This window comes from Pseudoroseicyclus aestuarii, assembly GCF_003217255.1.
In the GTDB taxonomy this organism is placed as follows: Bacteria; Pseudomonadota; Alphaproteobacteria; order Rhodobacterales; family Rhodobacteraceae; genus Pseudoroseicyclus; species Pseudoroseicyclus aestuarii.
Genome location: NZ_QJTE01000001.1, coordinates 101,761 through 120,923 on the forward strand (window position 1 = coordinate 101,761; position 19,163 = coordinate 120,923).

Genomic DNA, 19,163 nt, shown 5'->3' on the forward strand with positions numbered 1-19,163 from the left:
AACCGTCAGTCGGCCCCGGCTTCGGCCAGGGCCGGCAACAGCCGGCCCGTCACGGCCCGCGCCGTGACCGGGCCGGCGATGCGGTCGATCACGCGGCCCTCGCCGTCGATGACGAAGGTCTCGGGCACGCCGTAGACGCCCCAGTCCACCGCCGCGCGGCCCGAGGGATCGGCGCCGAGCGCGGCGTAGGGGCTGCCGAGTTCATCCAGAAAGCCAAGGGCATTGGCCTCGATGTCCTTGTAGGCCACGCCGTAGATCGGCACGCCCGTCTCCTGCGCGAATTCGGTCAGGACCGGATGCTCCGCCCGGCAGGGGGCGCACCAGCTGGCGAAGAAATTGACCAGCTTCACCTCTCCGTCCGCGAAGGCCGACGTGTTGATGGCGGGGCCGCCGCCCAGCGGGGCGAGCGGCGCGGTCGGGGCCGGCTGGCCCGCGAGCGCGGTCGGAAGCTCCTGCCCCCGGTCCGAATACATGCCGCCCAGCAGCAGCCCGGCCAGCGCGGCGAAGGCGAGGGGCGGCAGCAGGATCAGCCAGGGGATGCGGCGCTTAGCCATCTGCTTCGATCCTCTCGAGCTCGGCCCTGACGCGGCGGGCGCGCCGCAGGCTTTGCGCCACCAAGAGGGCCAGCAGCACAAGGCCGACGCCCCAGGCCAGCAGCACCTCTGCCGCGTAGCGTCCCAGGTCCATCATGCTGCCCCCTCGGACCGCTGCGCGCGGGCACGCAGGGCGGCGATGCGGCGCAGGCGGATCTCGGTGCCGGTGCGCAGCACGACAAGGGCGGCGAAAAGAAGGGCAAAGCCCAGCATCGCGATGACCAGCGGCAGCCAGTAGACGTCCGCCACATTCTCCTGCCGGTCGAGGCTGAGCGAGGCGCCCTGGTGCAGGCCCTGGCTCCAGAAGTTCACGGCATAGCGCGAGAGCAGGGCGAAGACCGAGCCGACGAGGCAGAGGACGCCGGTCAGATCGGCCGCGGCCTCGGCATCGGGGATCGCCGACCAGAGCGCGATATAGCCGAGGTAGAAGAGGCAGAGGATCAGGAAGGAGGTCAGCCGCGGGTCCCAGGCCCACCAGGTGCCCCACATCGGCTGGCCCCAGATCGCCCCCGTCGCCAGAGCGATCAGCGTCATCACCAGCCCCACGGGCGCCGCGGCCTTGGCCGCCAGCGCGCTGACGTGGTGGCGCCGCACGATCCAGATCAGCGAGGCCACCAGCATCATCAGCCAGGCGTTGATCGCCATCAGCGCCGAGGGGACGTGCAGGTAGATGATCTTGACGCTGGAGCCGAAGTTCACCGCGTCGGGCGTGAAGAAGAAGCCCCAGCCGAGGCCGAGCGCAAGGCAGGCCCCCGCCGCCGCGAAGAGCCAGCGCGACAGCGGCTCCACCCGGTCGAGGAACTTGCGCGGATTGGCATAGGACCACAGCGACATGGCGCCTGATTAGCGGCGCGCGCCGCCCGCCTCAATCGAAATGCTGTCGCAGCTGCGTGATGGCGCGCGCGGGGGGCCAGCCCCCCGGTTCGGCTGCGCCTCGCGCCCCCCGGGATATTTGCAAAGAGAAGAAAGAGGCGGCTCAGCGCAGGGTGACGCGCAGGGCGGCGGCGGCGGCGAAGGGCAGGAGCGCGATGCAGCCCAGGGTGACGCCGGCCAGCAGCAGCAGGCCCGGCAGGGGATCGAGGCCCTGCGCGCCGCGGGCGACCGCCTCGGCCCCGAAGATCAGGGTCGGGATGTAGAGCGGCAGCACGATCAGCGACAAAAGCAGCCCGCCCCGGCGCAGCCCCACCGTCAGCGCCGCGCCGAACGCGCCGATCAGCGACAGCGCGGGGGTGCCGAGGGTGAGGCTCGCCAGGAGCCAGGGCATGGCGCCGGCGGGCAGATGCAGCAGCACGCCCAGCACCGGCGCCGCCAGCACCAGCGGCAGGCCGGTGGTCAGCCAATGCGCCAGCGCCTTGGCCAGCACCACGCCTTCCAGCGGCACCGGCGCCGTGGCGATCAGCGCCAGCGCGCCGTCCTCCGCGTCCTGGGCGAAGATGCGGTCGAGCGACAGCAGGGCCGCCAGAAGCGCCGCGACCCAGAGGATGCCGGGGGCGATGCGGGCCAGAACCTCGGGCTCCGGCCCCACGCCGAAGGGGACGAGGATCACGACGATGGCGAAGAAGGCGAGGCCGAGGCCGAAGCCGCCCCCGGCCCGCACCGCCAGTTGCAGGTCGCGCAGCAGAACCGCCCTCACAGGAAGGGATCCGTCAGCGTCTCGGCCCGCGCTCGGAAGGGCGCGAGGTCGAGTTCTGGCGCCTCAAGGCCCAGAGGCACATGCGTCGCCACCAGCGCCGTGCCGCCGGCGGCGAGATGGCCGCGCAGCCAGCCCGCGAAGAGCGCGGTCGAGCCCGCGTCGAGCGAGACCGTCGGCTCGTCCAGGAGCAGCACGGGGCGCCCCGTCACCGCCAGCCGCGCCAGCCCGAGGCGCCGCCGCTGCCCGGCCGAAAGCGTGCCTGCGGGCCGCGCCCGCAGCGCGGCGAGGTGGAAGGCCGGGTAGACGGCCTCGGGGACCTGCGTGCCGTAAAGCGCGGCCCAGAAGGCGAGGTTCTCCTCGACGCTCAGGACCGCCTTCACGCCGCCCTCGTGGCTGGCATAGGCGGCCTCGTCTCCGGCGCCGGTGACGGTGCCGGAAAGCGCGGGCTGCAGCCCGGCCAGCGTGCGCAGCAGGGTCGTCTTGCCGATGCCGTTGGTGCCGCGCAGGATCAGTGCCGTGCCTTCGGGAACGGTGAAGCCGACCCCTTCGAGCAGGGGGATGCCGCCCCGCGCGCAGGCGAGGGCGCTGACTGTCAGCGCGGGCACTAGACCGGCAGCAGGGCGACGCCGACCCGGCGCCCTTCGGACAGAAGCACGTTGTAGCTGCGGGCGGCGGCGGGGCTTGCCATGGCCTCGACCCCGAGGCCGGCCTCTTCCAGCCGCTCGCGGAAGGCGGCGGGGGGATGGGCGATCTCGGCGCCGGTGCCGATGAAAAGCACGTCGACCTGCCCGGCCGCGGCGAGGAGCGGGGCGGTGTCGTCCCACCCGCCCCAAGCGCTGAGGCCCGAGGGCAGCAGCAGGGCAGGGCCCTCGTGCAGCTTGCCGCCGATGCGGAAAAAGCCGGGGCCGTAGCCGTCGACCGGCAGGCTGTCGTCGAAGGTGACTTCGTTCAGGCGCATGATCGGTCTCCTTTGCAGGGAGGTGCTAGTGCCAGAGTGGCAGGCCGGCAAGGACGGCGGTGCCGATGAGGCTATAAGCCGCGCCGCGGTACAGCGGCACGAGGGCAGGGCGGAACAGCGCGGTGCCCAGCCAGCAGCCGAGGGCATAGGGCAGAACGAGCAGCAGGCCCAGAGAGACGGCCTGCGCCGTCATCAGCCCCTGCAGGATGAAAAGGGGCAGGAACATCAGCGAGGTCAGCGTCAGGAAGACGGCGCTGTTGGCCCGGCTGCGCGCGACGCTGTCGCCGCCCGACAGCTGGAACAACACCATTACCGGCCCGGTCAGCCCCGTCGCCCCGCCGACGAGGCCGGTGCCCATCCCGATGGCGAGTTGGTTGCGGGGCCTTGCGGCAAGGCTGTGCCGCCAGCCCAGCATGAGCGCGGCGAGCGTCAGCAGCACGAGGATCGAGACGGCCCAGCCGATCGCCTCGGGCGCGGCGCGGCGTAGCACGAGGATGCCGGCGGAGCCCGAGAGGAGCGCGCCCAGCAGCATCCAGCCCACGGCGCGGCGATCCGCCTGCGGCCAGGCCTTGGGCACCACCGCGACGAGGGAGGAGAGCGCCGCGAGATTGAAGGCGGCGACCGCAGTTTGGGGCGGCAGGAAAACCGTGGCGATGGGCAGGAAGACCAGCGCCGCGCCGAAGCCGGCAAAGCCGTAGACCGTGCCCGCCAGCAGTGTCGCCGCCAGGAGCCAGGGAAACCCCGGCAGGGCCAGCGCCTGGGCCAGCCCCGCGCCCATCAGGCGTCGATATTGCTGAACTGGGTTCCCGCCTTGGGGTCCTTCTTCGACCAGTCGCGCTTCACGCCCAGCATCAGCACGATGTTCTTGGCGATGTAGATCGACGAGTAGGTGCCGACGATGATGCCCCAGAAGATCGCGAAGACGAAGCCGCGGATCACGTCGCCGCCGAGGATCAGCAGCGCGAGCAGCGCCAGCAGCGTGGTGCCCGAGGTCATGACGGTCCGGCTGAGCGTCTCGTTGGCCGAGATGTTCAGCACGTCCACGAGCGGCATCGTCTTGAACTTGCGCAGGTTCTCACGAACGCGGTCGAAGACGACGACGGTATCGTTGATCGAGTAGCCGACGATGGTCAGGATCGCGGCGATGGTCGCCAGGTCGAAGCGGATCTGCAGCAGGCTGAAGAGGCCGATCGTCAGGCCGACGTCATGCACCAGCGCCACGACGGCGCCGGTGGCGAACTGCCATTCGAAGCGCAGCCAGATGTAGATGACGATGGCCGCGATGGCGCCGGTGACGGCGAGGATCGCGGTGCGGATCAGCTCCTGGCTGACCTTGGGGCCGACGCTCTCGGTATTGGTGAATTGCAGCGTCGGGTCGACCTGCTGCAGCGCGGCCTGCACCTCGGACAGGGTCGATGCCGGCAGGCTCTCCTCGCCTTCCTGCGCCTGGATGCGGATCGAGGCGACGTTCTCGTCGGCGGCAAAGGTCGGATCGTAGACCTCCGTCACCGAGACGTCGCCCAGGTCCAGCGCGTCGAGGGCACTGCGGTAGGCGCCGGTATCGACCGGCTGCTCGGATTCCGTGCGGATGGTCGTGCCGCCGCGGAAATCGATGCCGAAGTTCAGGCCCATGGTCGCCCAGAGGATCGCGCTGGCGATCAGCAGGACGATGGAGCCGCCGAAGGTGACATAGGCGTACTTGAAGAAGTTGATCTTCGTGTCGTCAGGGACGAGCCGGAAATGCCGCATGGCTTACACCTCGATGGTCTTGGGACGGCGGCGGTCGAACCAGATCACGACCAGCAGGCGGGTGACGAAGATGGCGCTGAAGACCGATGTCAGGATCCCCAGGCCCAGCGTGATCGCAAAGCCGCGCACCGGGCCGGAGCCGACGGCATAAAGGATCACGGCCGTGATCAGCGTCGTGACGTTGGAATCGAGGATCGCCGAGAGCGCCCGCGAATAGCCAAGGTCGATGGCACGGGCCGGGCCCTTGGCCGTTTTCAGTTCTTCGCGGATACGCTCGTAGACCAGCACGTTGGCGTCGACCGCCATGCCCATGGTCAGCACGATGCCGGCGATGCCCGGAAGGGTCAGCGTGGCGCCGATCAGGCTGAGCACGCCGAAGATCATCACCATGTTCACGGCAAGCGCGACATTGGCGAACCAGCCGAAGAGACCGTAGGTCAGCGCCATGAAGACGACGACGAGAAGACTGCCGACCACGGCGGCCAGCTGGCCGGCGCGGATCGAATCGGCGCCCAGCTCGGGGCCGATGGTCCGTTCCTCGAGGAAGGTCAGCTCGGCGGGCAGGGCGCCGGCGCGCAGCAGCACCGCGAGGTTGGTCGATTCCTCGACCGAGAAGTTGCCGCTGATCTGGCCGGTGCCGCCGGGGATGCGCTCTCGGATCACCGGGGCGGAGATAACCTCGTTGTCGAGAACGATGGCGAAGGGGGCGCCAACGTTCTCGGCCGTATAGTCGCCGAAGGCCCGCGCGCCCGTGGTGTTGAAGCGGAAGCTGACCGCCGGCTGGCCGTTCTGATCGAAGGTCGGTTGCGCATCGACCAGCTCGTCGCCGGTGACGACGGGGCTGCGTTCGAGAACGTAGTACAGCCCCTCCTGGCTGGCATCGGGGGCCAGCTGCTCGGTGGTGCCGACATCGGCATTGGCGTCGCTCGTCGTGGTCACGACGGGCTGGAAGTTCAGCTGCGCTGTGGTGCCGATGAGAGCCTTGACCTCGTCGGCGCTGCCCACGCCCGGCACGTCGATCAGGATACGGTCTTCGCCCTGGCGCTGGATCGTTGGCTCGCGGGTGCCGGCCTCGTCGATGCGGCGGCGCACGATCTCGAGGCTTTGCAGCAGCGTGCGCTCGTCCGTCGCGGCGCGCTCGGCCTCGGAAAGCTGGATGGAGAGGACCGGGCCGTTCGCCCGGACGTCGAGGCTGGAGGCCGACCCGCCGGTCAGCCCGCTGACCGGCTGCGCCAGCCCGCGGGCGATTTCCACCGCGCGCTGCGCCCCATCGGCATCGGAGATGCGCACCCGCAGGATGCCCGGCTCGCTCTCCTCGCGGGTGACGAAGCCGACGGTATCACGCTCTGCCGCCAGCGCGTCGCGCAGCGCGGGCCAGAGCGCCTCCATGCGAGAGGCATAGACCTGTTCGACCTGCACCTCGGCCAGAAGATGCGCGCCGCCGCGCAGATCGAGGCCGAGGTTCACGAGGTTCGACGGCAGGAAAGACGGCCAGAGCGCGGCCTGCGCCTCGAGCTCGGGGTTGGTGACCCCGGTCTCGATGGTGGCGCGGGCGTCGTTCGCCGTCTCCACCCGCGAGTAGAACAGGTTCGGCAGCGCCAGAAGGACGCCGGCAAGCACGACCGCAAGGATCAGGATGCGGCGCCAGAGGGGGATGTACAGCATCAAACGGGCTCCAGCCGGGCGATCAGGAGGTCTTGGCCGGCTCGGTCTTGCTGGTGACGGTCGCGATGGTCGAGCGGATCACGCGGACGGTCACGCCGGTCGCGATCTCGACCTCGATCTCGCCGTCGTCCTTGACCTTGGTGACCTTGCCGATCAGCCCGCCCTGGGTGACGACCTGGTCGCCGCGGCGCAGCGCCTCGACCATCTTCTGGTGGTCCTTCAGCTTCTTCTGCTGGGGGCGGATCAGGAAGAACCACATGATCGCGAAGATCAGGATCAGGGGGATGAAGGATTCGAGGCCTTGCATGGGGTCGGAACGTCCTTGGCGTCAGGGGTGCGAGGGCTGATGTCCCCCCGCCGGAAAAGTCGCGGCACCCTAGTCGCGACGGCCCCCGATGACAACGGATCGCCGTGATGCCCGGGTCAGGGCACGCGCCTTGGGCATGATCCGGGCATATGGACAGCCCGCGCGCCAGACGCAAGCGGGCCTGCCGCAGGCGTGATGAACCCGTCTCCGGCGGGAGACGGGTTCACCTTCACCCCGCTTTGCGCCATATCTTCCGCCGTCTGAAGAAGGGACGAGACCATGCACGACATCCGCGCGATCCGAGAGACCCCCGACGCCTTCGACGCGGCCCTCTCCCGCCGCGGACTGCCGGCTGCCTCGCCCGAGATTCTGGCGCTGGACGCGGCGCGGCGCGCCAAGATCCACGCCGCCGAGACCGCCCAGGCCGAGCAGAACGCCGCCTCCAAGCAGGTCGGCGCGGCCAAGGCCAGCGGCGACGAGGCGGAGTTCGAGCGTCTGCGCGCCCTCGTGGCCGAGAAGAAGGCCGAGGTCGCGCGCCTGCAGGACGAGGCCAAGGCCGAGGATCAGCGCCTGACGGAGCTGCTGCTCACGATCCCGAACCTGCCTTACGAGGACGTGCCCGAGGGCGCGGACGAGGCGGACAACGTCGAGGTCAAGCGTCACGGCAACCCGCGCAACTTCAGCTTCACGCCGCTCGAGCACTACCAGATCCCCGCGGCCAAGCCCGGTCTCGACTTCGAGACGGCGGCAAAGCTGTCCGGCAGCCGCTTCGTCGTCCTGCGGGGCGCGATGGCGCGGGTGCACCGGGCGCTGGCGCAGTTCATGCTGGACCACCACGTCGAGGTGAACGGCCTTGCCGAAACCTCGACCCCCGTGCTCGTGCGTGACGAGATGATGCTGGGCACCGGCCAGCTGCCGAAGTTCGGCGAGGACAGCTACCAGACCACGAACGGCTGGTGGCTGATTCCCACCGCCGAGGTGACACTGACCAACCTCGTCAACGGCGAGACGGTCGAGGAAGCCTCGCTGCCGCGGCGCCACGTCGCCCATACGCTGTGCTTCCGCTCCGAGGCGGGCAGCGCCGGGCGCGACACCTCGGGCATGCTGCGCCAGCACCAGTTCGAGAAGGTCGAGATGGTCTCGGTCACCACGCCCGAGCAATCCGAGGCCGAGCACGAGCGCATGACCCTTTGCGCCGAGTCGGTGCTCGAGGCGCTGGGCCTGCCCTATCGCCGCATGCTGCTCTGCACCGGCGACATGGGCGCGGGCGCGCGGCGCACCAATGACCTCGAGGTCTGGCTGCCGGGGCAGGACTGCTACCGCGAGATCAGCTCCGTCTCGACCTGCGGCGCCTGGCAGGCGCGGCGGATGAACGCGCGCTACAAGCCCGCGGGGGGTGGCAAGCCGGACTACGTGCACACGCTGAACGGATCGGGGCTGGCCGTGGGCCGGACGCTGATCGCGGTGCTCGAGAACGGGCAGCAGGAGGACGGCTCCGTCACGCTGCCCGAGGCGCTGCACCCCTATCTGCGCGGCGCCACCGGCATCGACGCCGAAGGCGCGCTCGTCTGAGGCGCCCGCAGGGGCAAACTGGCTGTCGACTTTACTGACGAACTGGTCTAATGGGGCGGGTCTGCCCTGCGGGGGCGGCCCCTCGCGGCGCCGGCGCCGCCTTCCACTCCAGATCGGCCTTCCATGATTGACACCCTCTCAGAGGCGCTCGCAGAGCGCGGTTACGCCACGTTGACCCCTGTTCAGGAGGCGGTGACCGATCCTGAACTCGAAGGCGCGGACCTTCTGGTCTCGGCGCAGACCGGCTCGGGCAAGACGGTGGGCTTCGGCCTCGCCATCGCGCCGACGATCCTCGAAGAGGGCGGGCGCTTCGGCCCCGCCGAGGCGCCGCTGGCGCTGATCATCGCGCCGACGCGCGAGCTGGCCTTCCAGGTCGCGCGCGAGCTTGAGTGGCTCTATGGCCGCACCGGCGCGCGGGTCGCGACCTGCGTCGGCGGCATGGACATGCAGGGCGAGCGGCGGACCCTGTCGAAGGGCGCGCATATCGTCGTCGGCACCCCCGGCCGGTTGCGCGACCACATCGGCCGCGGCTCTCTCGACATGACCTCCCTGCGGGCCGTCGTCCTCGACGAGGCGGACGAGATGCTCGACCTCGGCTTCCGCGAGGATCTGGAATTCATGCTGGGCGAGGCGCCGGAGGGTCGGCGCACGCTGCTGTTCTCGGCCACCGTGCCCAAGGCCATCGCCACCCTCGCGCAGCAGTACCAGCGCGATGCGGTGCGGGTGCAGGCGCAGTCCAAGGGCGGCCAGCATGCCGATATCGCCTACCAGGCGCTGCGCGTCGTCCCGCACGAGATCGAGACCGCGATCGCCAACATGCTGCGCTTTCACGATGCCGAGAACGCCATCGTCTTCGCGAATACCCGCGCCGCCGTGGCGCGGCTGACCGCGCGGCTGTCTAATCGCGGCTTCGCCGTCGTCTCGCTGTCGGGCGAGCTGAGCCAGACCGAGCGGGGCCATGCGCTGCAGGCGATGCGCGACGGGCGGGCCCGGGTCTGCGTCGCCACCGATGTCGCGGCGCGCGGGATCGACCTGCCGAACCTCGACCTGGTGGTGCATGCCGAGCTGCCGACCAATACCGAAGGGTTGCTGCACCGCTCTGGCCGGACGGGCCGCGCGGGGCGCAAGGGCGTCTCGGCGCTGATGGTGCCGCCGAAGCTGACCAAGAAGGCCGAGCGTCTGCTGGGCTGGGCCAAGGTCAGCGCCGAATGGACCCAGCCCCCCACCGCCGAGGAAATCCGCGCCAAGGACGAGGAGCGGCTGCTCTCGCACGAGGTCTGGGCCGCCCCCCTGGCCGAGGAAGAGACCGCCATCGTCAAGCGCCTGCTGGCCGAGCGCAGCGCCGAGGAAATCGCTGCCGCCTGCCTGCGCCTCTATTCCGCCGGCCTCTCGGCCCCGGAAGAGCTGTCGGATGCCAGCGCCCGCCCCGAGCGGGCCGAGAAGGCGCCGCGCCACGAGCGCGAGCCCTTCGGGCCGAGCGGCTGGATCTCGCTCTCCGTGGGCCGCAACGAGCGGGCCGAGGCACGCTGGCTGCTGCCGCTGCTGTGCCGTGCCGGCGGCCTCGACAAGGACGCCATCGGCGCGATCCGGGTGCAGGGCTCCGAGACCTTCGTCGAACTTTCCGAGCCCAGCATCGCCGGCTTCTTCGCCGGGCTGGGCGCTGACGGCCAGCTTGAAGAGGGGATCAAGGCGCGCCGGGTCGAGGGCACGCCCGACTTCGGCGCCCCCACCGGCGGCAAGCCCGCGCCGCGCGGCAAGCCCGGCGGCAAGCCCGCTGGCAAGCCCCCGCGCGAGGAGCGCCGCGCGCCCCCCGCGGAGCGGGCCGAGGAAACCTCGCGCCCCGCGCCCGAGCCCGCCGAGGCGCGTGCGCCCGAGGCCGCGCCCGACGAGCGCCCCGGCGCCGTGGTCAAGCGTGACTGGCAGGACAAGCCGCGCGAGGAGCGCCCGCGCAAACCCGGCGGCTTCGCCGGCAAGGGCGGCGCGCCCAAGCGCGACGGCAAGCCCGGCGGTCCGCGCAAGGACGGCGGCAAGCCCTATGAGGGCGGCAAGCCCTATGCCGGCAAGCCGGCAGGCAAGGGCGCCCCGGCCCGTGACGGCAAGCCCGGCGGCGGAAAGCCCGGTGCTGGCAAGAGCTTTGCGGGCAAGGGCGGCTCCGGCAAGCCCTGGGCCGGTAAGGACGGCGCGGGCAAGAAACCGGGCGGCAAGCCCGGCGGGCCGAAGCGCGGCGCGGATGCGCGCGACACCTCCAAGCGGTTCACCCCGCCCACCGATCGCGGCGGCGCCGCGAAGCCCCGGCGCAAACCCTGAGGGGAGGGGGGCTCAGCCCCCCTCGGCCCAGTCCCAGGGGACGGTGAATCCGTCCAGCGCCCGCGCGGCGCCGGCCTCGTCCGCGGGGCCGTCGCTGCGCAGTTTCGCGACGAGGCCGCGGCGCTGATCCTCGACGACCTTCTCGACATGGGCCTTGACCCCGGCCTCTCCCAGCGCCGCGTCGAAGACGCGGGTGATGGCGCGGCGGCGCAGGTCGGGCTTGAAGATCTTGCCGACCGCCGTCTTCGGCAGCTCTGGCAGGATCTCAACGTGCTTGGGGCGCGCGGCCTTCTCGTGCACCGTCTTTTCAAGATGCGCGCGCAGCTCCTCTGGCGTGACGCTGGCGCCCGAGACAAGCTCCACATAGGCGCAGGGCAGCTCTCCGGCATGGACGTCGGGCTGGCCGATGGCCCCGGCCATGGCGACGGCGGGATGGGCGGACAGGGCCTCCTCGATCTCGGCGGGGTCGATGTTGTGACCGCCGCGGATGATCAGGTCCTTCGACCGGCCGGTGATCCAGATGTAGTCATCCTCGTCCATCCGGCCCAGATCGCCGGTGCGCAGGTAATGCCGCCCGCTGCCGGGATCGATCCAGTAGAGGCTCTTGTTCTTCGCCTCGTCGGTATAGGTGTGGCGGGTCACGCCGGGGCTGGCGACGCAGATCTCGCCCACGGTGTCCGGCCCCAGCGGCTGGTCCGTGCCGGGGCGTACGATCCGCACCGAGGTATAGGGGAAGGGCAGGCCGATGGAGCCGATCTTCTTCTCGCCGTCGGGCGGGTTGACCGACACGAGGCAGGTTGCCTCGGTCAACCCATAGCCTTCGCAGATGGTCACGCCCGCCGCCGCCTCGAACCGCTTGTAAAGCTCGACCGGCAGCGGGGCGGAGCCGGAGAAGGCCAGCCGCAGCGAGGAAATGTCCGCATCCACCGGGCGCTGCATCAGCGCCGACATGGCGGTCGGCACGGCGATGATGAAGGTCACGCGCCACCGTTCGATCAGCTTCCAGAAGTTGTCGAAGACGCCGTCGCCCCGGTAGCCCGCCGGGGTCGGCATCACCAGATGCGCGCCCGAGGCCAGCGCACAGCCCATCGCCACGACGGCGGCGAAGACATGGAACATCGGCAAGGGGCAGATCAGCACGTCGCTTTCGTCGAAGAGCAGCCGCTGGCCGATCCAGCCGTTGTAGACGAGGCCGCTGTAGCGATGCTCAGCGACCTTGGGCATGCCAGTGGTGCCGCCGGTGTGGAAGCGGGCCGAGACGCGGTCGCCGGCGCTGTCGGCGAAGGTCAGCTGCTTGGGCTGGCGCGCGGCCTCCTTGTTCAGGTCGTAGACGAGCGCCCGGTGCGCCGCCCTCACCCGCGGGCGGATCAGCGGCACGGCAAGGCGCTTCACCCCGGTCAGGTAGCGCGCGAGATCGACCTCGAGCACGGTCTCGACCGAGGGCGCCTGCGCAACCGCCTTCGCCGTCTTCTGGCCGACGTCGGTCTTGGGAAAGCCGCGCAGGGTCACCACGACCTTCGCGCCGCTCTCGCGCAGCAGGGCGGCGATCTGCGCCGGTTCGAGCAGCGGGTTGATCGGGGCGACGATGCCGGCGATCTGCGCGCCGAGGTAGGTGGTCACCGCCTCGGTGCAGTTCGGCAGCAGCATGGCGACGGTGTCGCCCTCGTTCACGCCGAGGCTGCGCAGCAGGTTCGCGACCTGGACGCTGCGCTGGTGCAGGGTCTGCCAGTCCAGCGTTTCGGCAGGGGCATCGGGGTCCGAGAACAGCTGGAAGCTGAACGCGGGACGCCCGGGATGCCGCCGCGCGGTGCGCGTCAGCAGTCCGTGGATCGTGGCGGGCTGGTCCTGAGAGGCCCAGTCGCCCTCAGCTTCGATCGCAGCGCGATCGGCGTAACCGGCGTAGCTCATCGCTCCTCCCTCGATGGCTTGCGTGACCCGAGGCTGGCCTGCAAGGCCTGATGAAGCAAGTCTGACCTTGCGTTCAAGGTTCCGCCGCCGGGTTATTCGGCCGCCATGCCACCGGCGAACTGAAGCCGCGCCAGCCGCGCGTAAAGCCCGTTCTGCGCCACCAGGGCGTCATGGCTGCCCGAGGCGACGATGCGCCCGTCCTCGAAGACGAGGATGCGGTCGGCCTTCTTCACCGTCGCCAGGCGGTGCGCCACGATCAGCGTCGTGCGCCCGCGCGCCAGCGCGTCGACGGCCCGCTGCACCGCCTGCTCGCTTTCCGCGTCAAGCGCGCTCGTCGCCTCGTCCAGCAGCAACACCGGGGCGTCACGCAGGATGGCGCGGGCGATGGCGATGCGCTGCTTCTGCCCGCCCGAGAGCATCACGCCGCGCTCGCCGACGTAGCTGTCGTAGCCGCCCGGCAGGGCCATCAGGAAGTCATGCGCGGCGGCGGCGCGGGCGGCGGCCTCGACCTCGGCATCCGTGGCCTCTGGGCGGCCGAAGCGGATGTTCTCGCGCGCGGTATCGGCGAAGATCACCGGGTCCTGCGGCACCAGCGCCAGCGCGTGGCGGAAGTCCTGCCGGGCCATGCGGTCCAGCGGCACGCCGTCCAGCCGCACCTCGCCCGAGGCCGGGTCCCAGAACCGTAGCAGAAGCTGGATCACGGTGGACTTGCCCGCGCCCGAGGGGCCGACGAGGGCCACGGTCTCGCCCGGGCGGATGTCGAAGCTGACGCCGTCCAGCGCAGCCGTGTCGGGCCGCGAGGGGTAGTGGAAATGCACGTCGTCGAAGCTGATCGCGCCGCGAAAGGCGGGGGCGGGCAGGGGCGTGGCGGGATCGGGGATCGCGTCGCGCGCCTGCAAAAGCTCGACCAGCCGCTCGGTGGCGCCGGCGGCACGCTGAAGCTCGGCCGAGATCTCGGTCAGGGCGCCGACGGCGCCGGCTACGATCACGGCATAGATGACGAACTGCGCCAGCTCGCCCACGCTCATCTGGCCGGCGCTGACGTCGCGGGCGCCGATCCACAGCACACCCACCAGACCGGAGAAGACGAGGAAGATCACGATCGCCGTCATCAGTGCCCGTGTGGCGATGCGGGCCTTGGCGGCGCCGAAGCTGCGCTCCGTGACCGCGTCGAACCGGTCGCGGCTGCGCGCCTCGTGGGTGAAGGCCTGCACCGTCTGCACCGAAAGCAGCGTCTCTGACGCCCCGCCCGAGGAGGCGGCGATCCAGTCCTGATTCTGCCGGCTGAGCGTCCGCACCCGCCGGCCCAGCGTGACGATGGGCAGGATCACCGCCGGCACGATCAGCAGCACCAGCCCCGTCAGCTTGGCCGAGGTCACCAGCAGCAGCACCAGCCCGCCCGAGAGCATCAGCAGGTTGCGCAGCGCGACCGAGGCCGAGGAGCCGATGACCGAGAGGATCAGCGTGGTGTCGGTGGTAACGCGGCTGAGGACCTCGCCGGTCATGATCCGCTCGAAGAAGGCGGGGCTCATGCCGATCATCCGCGCCATGACGGCCTTGCGGATGTCCGTCACCACCCGCTCGCCCAGCCGGGTCACGAGGTAGTAGCGCGCCGCCGTCCCGGCGGCGAGCAGGGCGGCAAGGCCGAGGGCGGCGGCGAAGTAGCTGTCGACCAGCTGCTGCTGCCCGACCTCGAAGTTGTCGATCACCCGCCGCACCGCCAGCGGCAGCGTCAGGCTGATCGTCGCCGTCAGCGACAGCGCGAGAAGGGCGAGGACAAGGGTGACCCGGTAGGGCCTCAGGAAAGGCCAGAGCGCCCGCAGCGCGCCGAGATCGCGCGAGCGGCCCCGCTCGCCGTCCTTTGCCGGTGCCTTGAGCGGGTCGCGCGGAGTGTCGCGGACCGCGGTCTGGGTGTCTGTATCGGCCATCTGGCCCCGCTTGTGGCTGCGCTTCGACCTAGTCCCACAGGGCGAGCGCTGCAAGTCCGTCGGACCCGCTGGCGCGGGGGCGGGGCCGGACCCCTGCGCGGGCGGGTCCAGGGCGGAGTGGGGCACGCGCAGCAAGGTCTGCGCGTGCCATGGTGAGCCGCTATGGAAACAATACCCTCGTGACCGTCCTTGACACGCCGGCTCGGTGCACCTGTAGTTGATCACGCGGCAGAAAATGTCGTTTTCCTGACTATTCGGTTAATTAGAGTGCGGTCCCATTAACTCCCTCGATTCCAGGTCCTCCTTCGACGCCGCCACCCGTTGCGCCCCCGACCCGAGGGCGAGCTTCACCCGGGGCTGGTTCTCGGAGCAGCCGCGGGCGCTGCAGGATGCCGTGCTGCGGCACGCGATGCGGCGGTTTTACGACACGGGCGCCTATACCCACCATATCGGCGACGAGGCGAGCGGGCTCTTCGGGCTGTGCGAGGGGAGTTTCGGTGTGATGGTCGCCAACCGGCGCGCCGGGCTGCTGCTGGGGCATATCTTCCGTCGCGGCGCCTGGTTCGGGCAGGGGCCGCTGCTGACCCGCAAGCCGCGCGGCCTCGCCTTCCGGGCGATGGAGCCGTCCACGGTGCTCTACCTGCCGCTCGGCGCCATCGACCTGATCGCCCGCGAGCTGCCCGATGCCCGGCGGCGCCTGATGTCGCTGAGCGAGTACAACCAGGCCACGGTGATCGAGGCGATCTCTGACCTGCTGCTGCGGCGCGCGGACGAGCGCATCGCGGCCCTTCTGCTGCGCCTGTGCGAGGCCGACACAGCCACGGGTCCGGTCACGCATGTCGTGACGCAGGCCGAGATGGCAGAGATGTCCAATGTCTCGCGCCCCACGGCGAATGCCGTGCTCAGGCGCTTTGCCCGGCAGGGGGCGATCTCCATCGGCTATGGCACCATCACGGTGACCGATGCAGCGGCACTTGAGGATTTTCTGGCGCAGGAGGCCTAGGCCCCATTTGCGGGCCGGCGGCGTGGAGCGGGTGGCGGGAATCGAACCCGCACGTTCAGCTTGGAAGGCTGACAGGCTACCACTACATCACACCCGCGCTGGAGCGAGGGGTTAGACGAGCGCCGCGCAGGGGTCAAGCGCCTGCCGGGTCCTCCAGCCGCAGCACGGCCTCGCCCGCCGCCAGGGCGCCGCGGGCCCGGTCGTAGCGCAGGTAGGCCAGCGCGCTGTCGCCGGCGACGGTGTGCAGCGTCCCGGCCTCCCGCCCCTCGGCGCTGATCGCGGCGCCCGGCTCTGCAATGCCCTCGATCCGCACCCGAGCGAGGCCCTTTCGCAGCTCGGTCTTGTGCTTCATCCGCGCGGCGATCTCCTGCCCGACGTAGCAGCCCTTGCGGAAATCAACGCCGTTCAGACGCTCGAACCCGTACTCGAGGATGTAGCTCTCGGGGCCGAGTTCCCGGCCCCATTCGGGCACCATGGCGGCCACCCGCAGCGCGTCCCAGTCGCTGCCGTCATCGCCGCCCTCCTCGCCGTAAAGCCGCCAGCCCATGGCGGGATCGCGCGGGTCGGGCAGGGCGCCCGCGGGCGGCGTGCCGGTGCCGCGGCGGACCTGCAGCGGGCTTTCGGCTAACGCCACCTTGGCGCGCAGCTTGTACATCGACAGGCGCTGGAACAGCTGCGGCGCGACGGCGGCAGGGGCGTCGATCAGCAGCCCCTCGGCCTGGCCGACGACGAAGAAATCCGCGATCAGCTTGCCCTGCGGCGTGAGCAGCGCGGTATAGACGATCCCGCCGCCGCGCGTGCGGGTCACATCGTTGGTGACGAGGTTCTGCAGGAAGTCCTCGGCGTCCTCGCCGGTGACGGAGATGAGGGTACGGTCTGTCATGCCCCCCATATAGGGGCGCGATCCGCCGGCGTCAGGTGTCCTCGCCGGTGGAATGGCTGCGCATCTGCAGCGCGTGCAGATCGGCGTAAAGGCCGCCGCGGGCGATCAGCTCGGCATGCGTGCCCTGCGCCACGACGCGCCCATGCTCCATCACCACGATCTTGTCGGCATCCGCGATGGTCGAGAGGCGGTGCGCGATGACCAGCGTGGTGCGCCCCTCGCTCAGCCGGTCGAGGGCGGCCTGCACCATCGCCTCGGAGCGGGTGTCGAGCGCGCTCGTCGCCTCGTCCAGCAGCAGGACAGGGGCGTCGCGCAGCAGCGCGCGGGCGATGGCGACGCGCTGCCGCTGCCCGCCCGACAGGGCCGAGCCGCGCGTGCCCACGGGCGTGTCGAGGCCCTGCGAGAGCTGCGGCAGGAAGTCCGAGACATGGGCCGCGTCCAGCACCTCCTTCAGGCGCTTGTCGGTGACCCCCTCGCGGCCCAGCAGCACGTTGTCGCGCAGGCTCTCGTCGAAGAGCAGGGCGTCCTGGCTGACGACGGCGATCTCGGCGCGCAGCCGCTCCAGCGTCATCTGCTGCACTGGCAGGCCGCCGATCCTGACCTCGCCGCTGGCGGGATCGATCAGCCGTGTCAGAAGGTTGAAGACCGTGCTCTTGCCGGCGCCGCTGGCACCGACCAGCGCGGTGGTCTTGCCGGCGGCGGCGGTGAAGCTGACCCCGTGCAGTACCGGCAGATCGCCGTAATGCAGATGCACGTCGGTCAGCGCGACCTCGGGCGGAGAGCCCTCGGGCTCGCGCGGCCGCGCGGGCGAGACGACCTTCGGCTCGGCGTTCAGCACGCTGCGCACCCGCTCGATCCCGGCGGCGGCGTTCTGCCACAGGCCCGACATGTTGCCCAGCCGGCGCAGCGGCTCGAACACGAGGCCCATGGCGGTGAAGAAGGCCATGAACTCGCCCACGGTCTTGTCGCCGGCCGCAATCTGCGTGCCGCCGACGTAGAGCACGCCCAGAAAGCCGAGACCCGCCATGATGTCGACCATCGCCGGGATCGTCCCCTGTCCGAGGGAGGAGCGCACCTGAGCCCTGACCCGGCTGCGGGCGAGCTTGTCGTAGCGGCGGGACTGGTAGGCTTCGAGGCCGTTCAGCTTGATCGGGGCGATGCCATGGAAGACCTCGTCGAGGCGCGTGGACATCAGGCCCGAGATCTCGCGCGCGGCCCGCGCCCGCTTGCGCACGTAGCGCTGCAGCACGAGGCTGGGCAGGATCAGCACCGGCACGCCGACGAGGGCGGTCAGCGTCCACCAGACGTCGACCCGCATCGCCACCACGAAAAGCGCGATGACCGAGACCGCGTCCCGCCCGGCGCCGGTGACGATGCTGGACCAGATCTGGTTGATCGCCGCGACATCGCCCTGCACCCGCTCGATCAGGTAGCCGGGCGGGTGGCTCTGGTGCCAGGCCCCGTCGAGCCGCATGATATGGCGCAGAAGATCGCCGCGCAGACGCTCCATCGTGCGCTCGCGGACCGAGGTCATCATCACCCGCTGGCCTAGGCTGCTGATGCCGCGCATGGCGAAGATGCCGAACATGCCGAGGCCGACAAGCCAGAGGATCGAGCTTTCGCCCTGCACGAAGGCGCGGTCGAACATCGGCTCGATCATGCCGGCGAAAAGACCGAGAGAGCCGCCCTCGATCGTCATGAGGATCAGCGCCAGCGTGAGCTGCTTCCAGTGCCGCTTGAGGTAGTGCTGCCACAGCCAGACGAAGAGGCCGCGGGCGGCCTCTGTATGGGGGCTGTCGTCCGGATCGGGGCGCGGCATCTTCATGCGAGGCCTCGCTTTCGCTTGTAGCTTTGCTTGATCGACTGGGGGTCGTATTCGGTTGCCACCCAGTCCTCGATCCCGATCGAGGCGCTGGCGTGGCGCGCCGCGTAGACATCGAGGATGTGATCCAGCACGCCGGTCTTGCCGCGCCGCAGGTGCAGGTAGCGCCAGTGCAGCTGCGTCTTCGCCGTTTCCACATCCGCCCCCTCATGCGCGAGCAGGTAGAGCGCGCTGGCGAGGCCCGCCCGGTCGGCGCCGGACTTGCAATGCATCATGAAGGGCCGCTCCACGCTGCGGAACAGATCGAAGAGGCGCAGCAGGTTCTCGCGCTGGGGCGGCTTGTTGGCGTTCAGCTTGGTCGTCACCAGCGTCATCCCGAACTGGGCGCAGCTCTCGGTCTCGAAAAGATAGGACGGCTCCTGCGGCTCGCCGCGCAGGTTGATGACGCTGCGCACGCCGAGGTGGGCAAAGCGCTCGAGCCGGCCATGCGTGGGATGGTTTGACCGCCATACCCCCGGCGCCACCTGCCATTCGTTGGTCCAGTAGCGGCGCAAAAAGACGTGGTCGTGCACGATCAGGTTCATCGTCGCGAAGAAGCGGCCCTCGGCGTCCCCGAGGTGGTGGTGGGCGCCGTGGCGGATGCGCTGCTGGAACGCCGCGATCCTGCTGAAAAGTGCCATTGAGCCGCCTGTCGTTGCGGCGCCTCATTAGGCGCTGGGCCGCGCTTGGGCAAGCTTCGCCATGCCGCGGCGGGCGCAACGGCGAGGCCGGGCGCATGGATTGACGCCGGGTGTGGGCGGCGTAAGGCTCCGCCGCGACGCAGTTTCGAAAGGTT

The 19,163-nt window shown here is 70.4% G+C and carries 18 protein-coding genes and 1 tRNA gene; 3 read left to right on the plus strand and 16 right to left on the minus strand.

Features of this window, described 5'->3' with window-relative positions:
- Positions 1-5 precede the first annotated feature (5 nt).
- The 10 genes from DFP88_RS00520 to yajC form a co-directional block, all read right to left on the minus strand.
- Complete coding sequence (locus DFP88_RS00520) at positions 6-554, minus strand: DsbE family thiol:disulfide interchange protein (protein WP_110812504.1); 549 nt, start codon at positions 552-554, stop codon at positions 6-8.
- Positions 547-690 (minus strand): heme exporter protein CcmD, encoded by a 144-nt coding sequence (gene ccmD / locus DFP88_RS00525; protein ID WP_181418524.1) that lies wholly within the window; start codon positions 688-690, stop codon positions 547-549. The genes DFP88_RS00520 and ccmD overlap by 8 nt, the downstream gene beginning before the upstream one ends.
- On the minus strand, positions 687-1,427 hold the full coding sequence (gene ccmC, locus DFP88_RS00530) for a heme ABC transporter permease CcmC (RefSeq protein WP_110812506.1): 741 nt from the start codon (positions 1,425-1,427) through the stop codon (positions 687-689). Before ccmC ends, ccmD begins: the two co-directional genes overlap by 4 nt.
- Before the next feature lie 142 nt (positions 1,428-1,569).
- Positions 1,570-2,226 (minus strand): heme exporter protein CcmB, encoded by a 657-nt coding sequence (gene ccmB, locus DFP88_RS00535; protein WP_110812507.1) that lies wholly within the window; start codon positions 2,224-2,226, stop codon positions 1,570-1,572.
- Positions 2,223-2,831: a heme ABC exporter ATP-binding protein CcmA gene (gene ccmA / locus DFP88_RS00540; RefSeq protein ID WP_181418525.1), complete on the minus strand. Its 609-nt coding sequence runs from the start codon at positions 2,829-2,831 to the stop codon at positions 2,223-2,225. Before ccmA ends, ccmB begins: the two co-directional genes overlap by 4 nt.
- Complete coding sequence (locus DFP88_RS00545; protein ID WP_110812508.1) at positions 2,831-3,184, minus strand: Mth938-like domain-containing protein; 354 nt, start codon at positions 3,182-3,184, stop codon at positions 2,831-2,833. Before DFP88_RS00545 ends, ccmA begins: the two co-directional genes overlap by 1 nt.
- A gap of 25 nt (positions 3,185-3,209) precedes the next feature.
- Positions 3,210-3,962, minus strand: coding sequence for a sulfite exporter TauE/SafE family protein (locus DFP88_RS00550; RefSeq protein WP_110812509.1), 753 nt, complete (start codon positions 3,960-3,962; stop codon positions 3,210-3,212).
- Entirely contained in the window at positions 3,962-4,933 is a 972-nt protein-coding gene (gene secF / locus DFP88_RS00555) for a protein translocase subunit SecF (protein WP_110812510.1), read from the minus strand. Before secF ends, DFP88_RS00550 begins: the two co-directional genes overlap by 1 nt.
- A 3-nt stretch (positions 4,934-4,936) precedes the next feature.
- A complete protein-coding gene (gene secD / locus DFP88_RS00560; RefSeq protein WP_110812511.1) occupies positions 4,937-6,598 on the minus strand; it encodes a protein translocase subunit SecD in 1,662 nt (553 codons plus the stop codon).
- A 22-nt stretch (positions 6,599-6,620) separates the two neighbouring features.
- On the minus strand, positions 6,621-6,905 hold the full coding sequence (yajC, locus tag DFP88_RS00565) for a preprotein translocase subunit YajC (RefSeq protein WP_110812512.1): 285 nt from the start codon (positions 6,903-6,905) through the stop codon (positions 6,621-6,623).
- Between the two features lie 279 nt (positions 6,906-7,184).
- On the opposite strand from yajC, the gene serS reads away from it, so the two are divergent.
- Positions 7,185-8,477: a serine--tRNA ligase gene (gene serS, locus DFP88_RS00570; RefSeq protein ID WP_110812513.1), complete on the plus strand. Its 1,293-nt coding sequence runs from the start codon at positions 7,185-7,187 to the stop codon at positions 8,475-8,477.
- A gap of 123 nt (positions 8,478-8,600) precedes the next feature.
- Positions 8,601-10,784, plus strand: a complete 2,184-nt coding sequence (locus tag DFP88_RS00575; RefSeq protein WP_110812514.1) for a DEAD/DEAH box helicase — start codon at positions 8,601-8,603, stop codon at positions 10,782-10,784.
- A gap of 12 nt (positions 10,785-10,796) precedes the next feature.
- Here DFP88_RS00575 and DFP88_RS00580 read toward each other — a convergent pair whose 3' ends face one another.
- Together DFP88_RS00580 and DFP88_RS00585 are read right to left on the minus strand one after the other, a co-directional pair.
- Entirely contained in the window at positions 10,797-12,692 is a 1,896-nt protein-coding gene (locus tag DFP88_RS00580) for an acyl-CoA synthetase (RefSeq protein WP_110812515.1), read from the minus strand.
- A gap of 92 nt (positions 12,693-12,784) precedes the next feature.
- A complete protein-coding gene (locus tag DFP88_RS00585; protein WP_110812516.1) occupies positions 12,785-14,620 on the minus strand; it encodes an ABC transporter transmembrane domain-containing protein in 1,836 nt (611 codons plus the stop codon).
- Between the two features lie 394 nt (positions 14,621-15,014).
- Between DFP88_RS00585 and DFP88_RS00590 the strand changes: the two genes are divergently transcribed.
- Positions 15,015-15,623 carry a Crp/Fnr family transcriptional regulator gene (locus tag DFP88_RS00590; protein WP_110812517.1) on the plus strand — a complete coding sequence of 203 codons (609 nt, stop codon included), beginning with the start codon at positions 15,015-15,017 and terminating at the stop codon, positions 15,621-15,623.
- A gap of 23 nt (positions 15,624-15,646) precedes the next feature.
- On the opposite strand, the gene DFP88_RS00595 is transcribed toward DFP88_RS00590, so the two are convergent.
- The 4 genes from DFP88_RS00595 to DFP88_RS00610 all read right to left on the minus strand — a co-directional run bounded on the left by DFP88_RS00595 (position 15,647) and on the right by DFP88_RS00610 (position 19,008).
- Positions 15,647-15,720, minus strand: a tRNA-Gly gene (locus tag DFP88_RS00595).
- 36 nt (positions 15,721-15,756) lie between these two features.
- Positions 15,757-16,506, minus strand: a complete 750-nt coding sequence (gene ygfZ / locus DFP88_RS00600) for a CAF17-like 4Fe-4S cluster assembly/insertion protein YgfZ (RefSeq protein ID WP_110813257.1) — start codon at positions 16,504-16,506, stop codon at positions 15,757-15,759.
- Between the two features lie 31 nt (positions 16,507-16,537).
- The gene (locus DFP88_RS00605; protein ID WP_110813258.1) at positions 16,538-18,325 is read right to left on the minus strand and encodes an ABC transporter ATP-binding protein; all 1,788 of its coding nucleotides are present in this window, start codon (positions 18,323-18,325) and stop codon (positions 16,538-16,540) included.
- A 2-nt stretch (positions 18,326-18,327) separates the two neighbouring features.
- Complete coding sequence (locus DFP88_RS00610; RefSeq protein ID WP_110812518.1) at positions 18,328-19,008, minus strand: fused DSP-PTPase phosphatase/NAD kinase-like protein; 681 nt, start codon at positions 19,006-19,008, stop codon at positions 18,328-18,330.
- Positions 19,009-19,163: the final 155 nt, after the last annotated feature.

What these genes read in the sequence shown, in the direction of transcription:
- DFP88_RS00575 (WP_110812514.1), top strand. Translation starts at nt 8,601, where the DNA reads ATGATTGACACCCTCTCAGAGGCGCTCGCAGAGCGCGGTTACGCCACG.
- DFP88_RS00520 (WP_110812504.1), bottom strand. Translation starts at nt 554, where the DNA reads ATGGCTAAGCGCCGCATCCCCTGGCTGATCCTGCTGCCGCCCCTCGCC.
- secD (WP_110812511.1), bottom strand. Translation starts at nt 6,598, where the DNA reads ATGCTGTACATCCCCCTCTGGCGCCGCATCCTGATCCTTGCGGTCGTG.
- ygfZ (WP_110813257.1), bottom strand. Translation starts at nt 16,506, where the DNA reads ATGACAGACCGTACCCTCATCTCCGTCACCGGCGAGGACGCCGAGGAC.
- yajC (WP_110812512.1), bottom strand. Translation starts at nt 6,905, where the DNA reads ATGCAAGGCCTCGAATCCTTCATCCCCCTGATCCTGATCTTCGCGATC.
- DFP88_RS00605 (WP_110813258.1), bottom strand. Translation starts at nt 18,325, where the DNA reads ATGCCGCGCCCCGATCCGGACGACAGCCCCCATACAGAGGCCGCCCGC.
- serS (WP_110812513.1), top strand. Translation starts at nt 7,185, where the DNA reads ATGCACGACATCCGCGCGATCCGAGAGACCCCCGACGCCTTCGACGCG.
- ccmD (WP_181418524.1), bottom strand. Translation starts at nt 690, where the DNA reads ATGATGGACCTGGGACGCTACGCGGCAGAGGTGCTGCTGGCCTGGGGC.
- DFP88_RS00580 (WP_110812515.1), bottom strand. Translation starts at nt 12,692, where the DNA reads ATGAGCTACGCCGGTTACGCCGATCGCGCTGCGATCGAAGCTGAGGGC.
- DFP88_RS00610 (WP_110812518.1), bottom strand. Translation starts at nt 19,008, where the DNA reads ATGGCACTTTTCAGCAGGATCGCGGCGTTCCAGCAGCGCATCCGCCAC.
- ccmC (WP_110812506.1), bottom strand. Translation starts at nt 1,427, where the DNA reads ATGTCGCTGTGGTCCTATGCCAATCCGCGCAAGTTCCTCGACCGGGTG.
- DFP88_RS00585 (WP_110812516.1), bottom strand. Translation starts at nt 14,620, where the DNA reads ATGGCCGATACAGACACCCAGACCGCGGTCCGCGACACTCCGCGCGAC.
- secF (WP_110812510.1), bottom strand. Translation starts at nt 4,933, where the DNA reads ATGCGGCATTTCCGGCTCGTCCCTGACGACACGAAGATCAACTTCTTC.
- DFP88_RS00550 (WP_110812509.1), bottom strand. Translation starts at nt 3,962, where the DNA reads ATGGGCGCGGGGCTGGCCCAGGCGCTGGCCCTGCCGGGGTTTCCCTGG.
- DFP88_RS00545 (WP_110812508.1), bottom strand. Translation starts at nt 3,184, where the DNA reads ATGCGCCTGAACGAAGTCACCTTCGACGACAGCCTGCCGGTCGACGGC.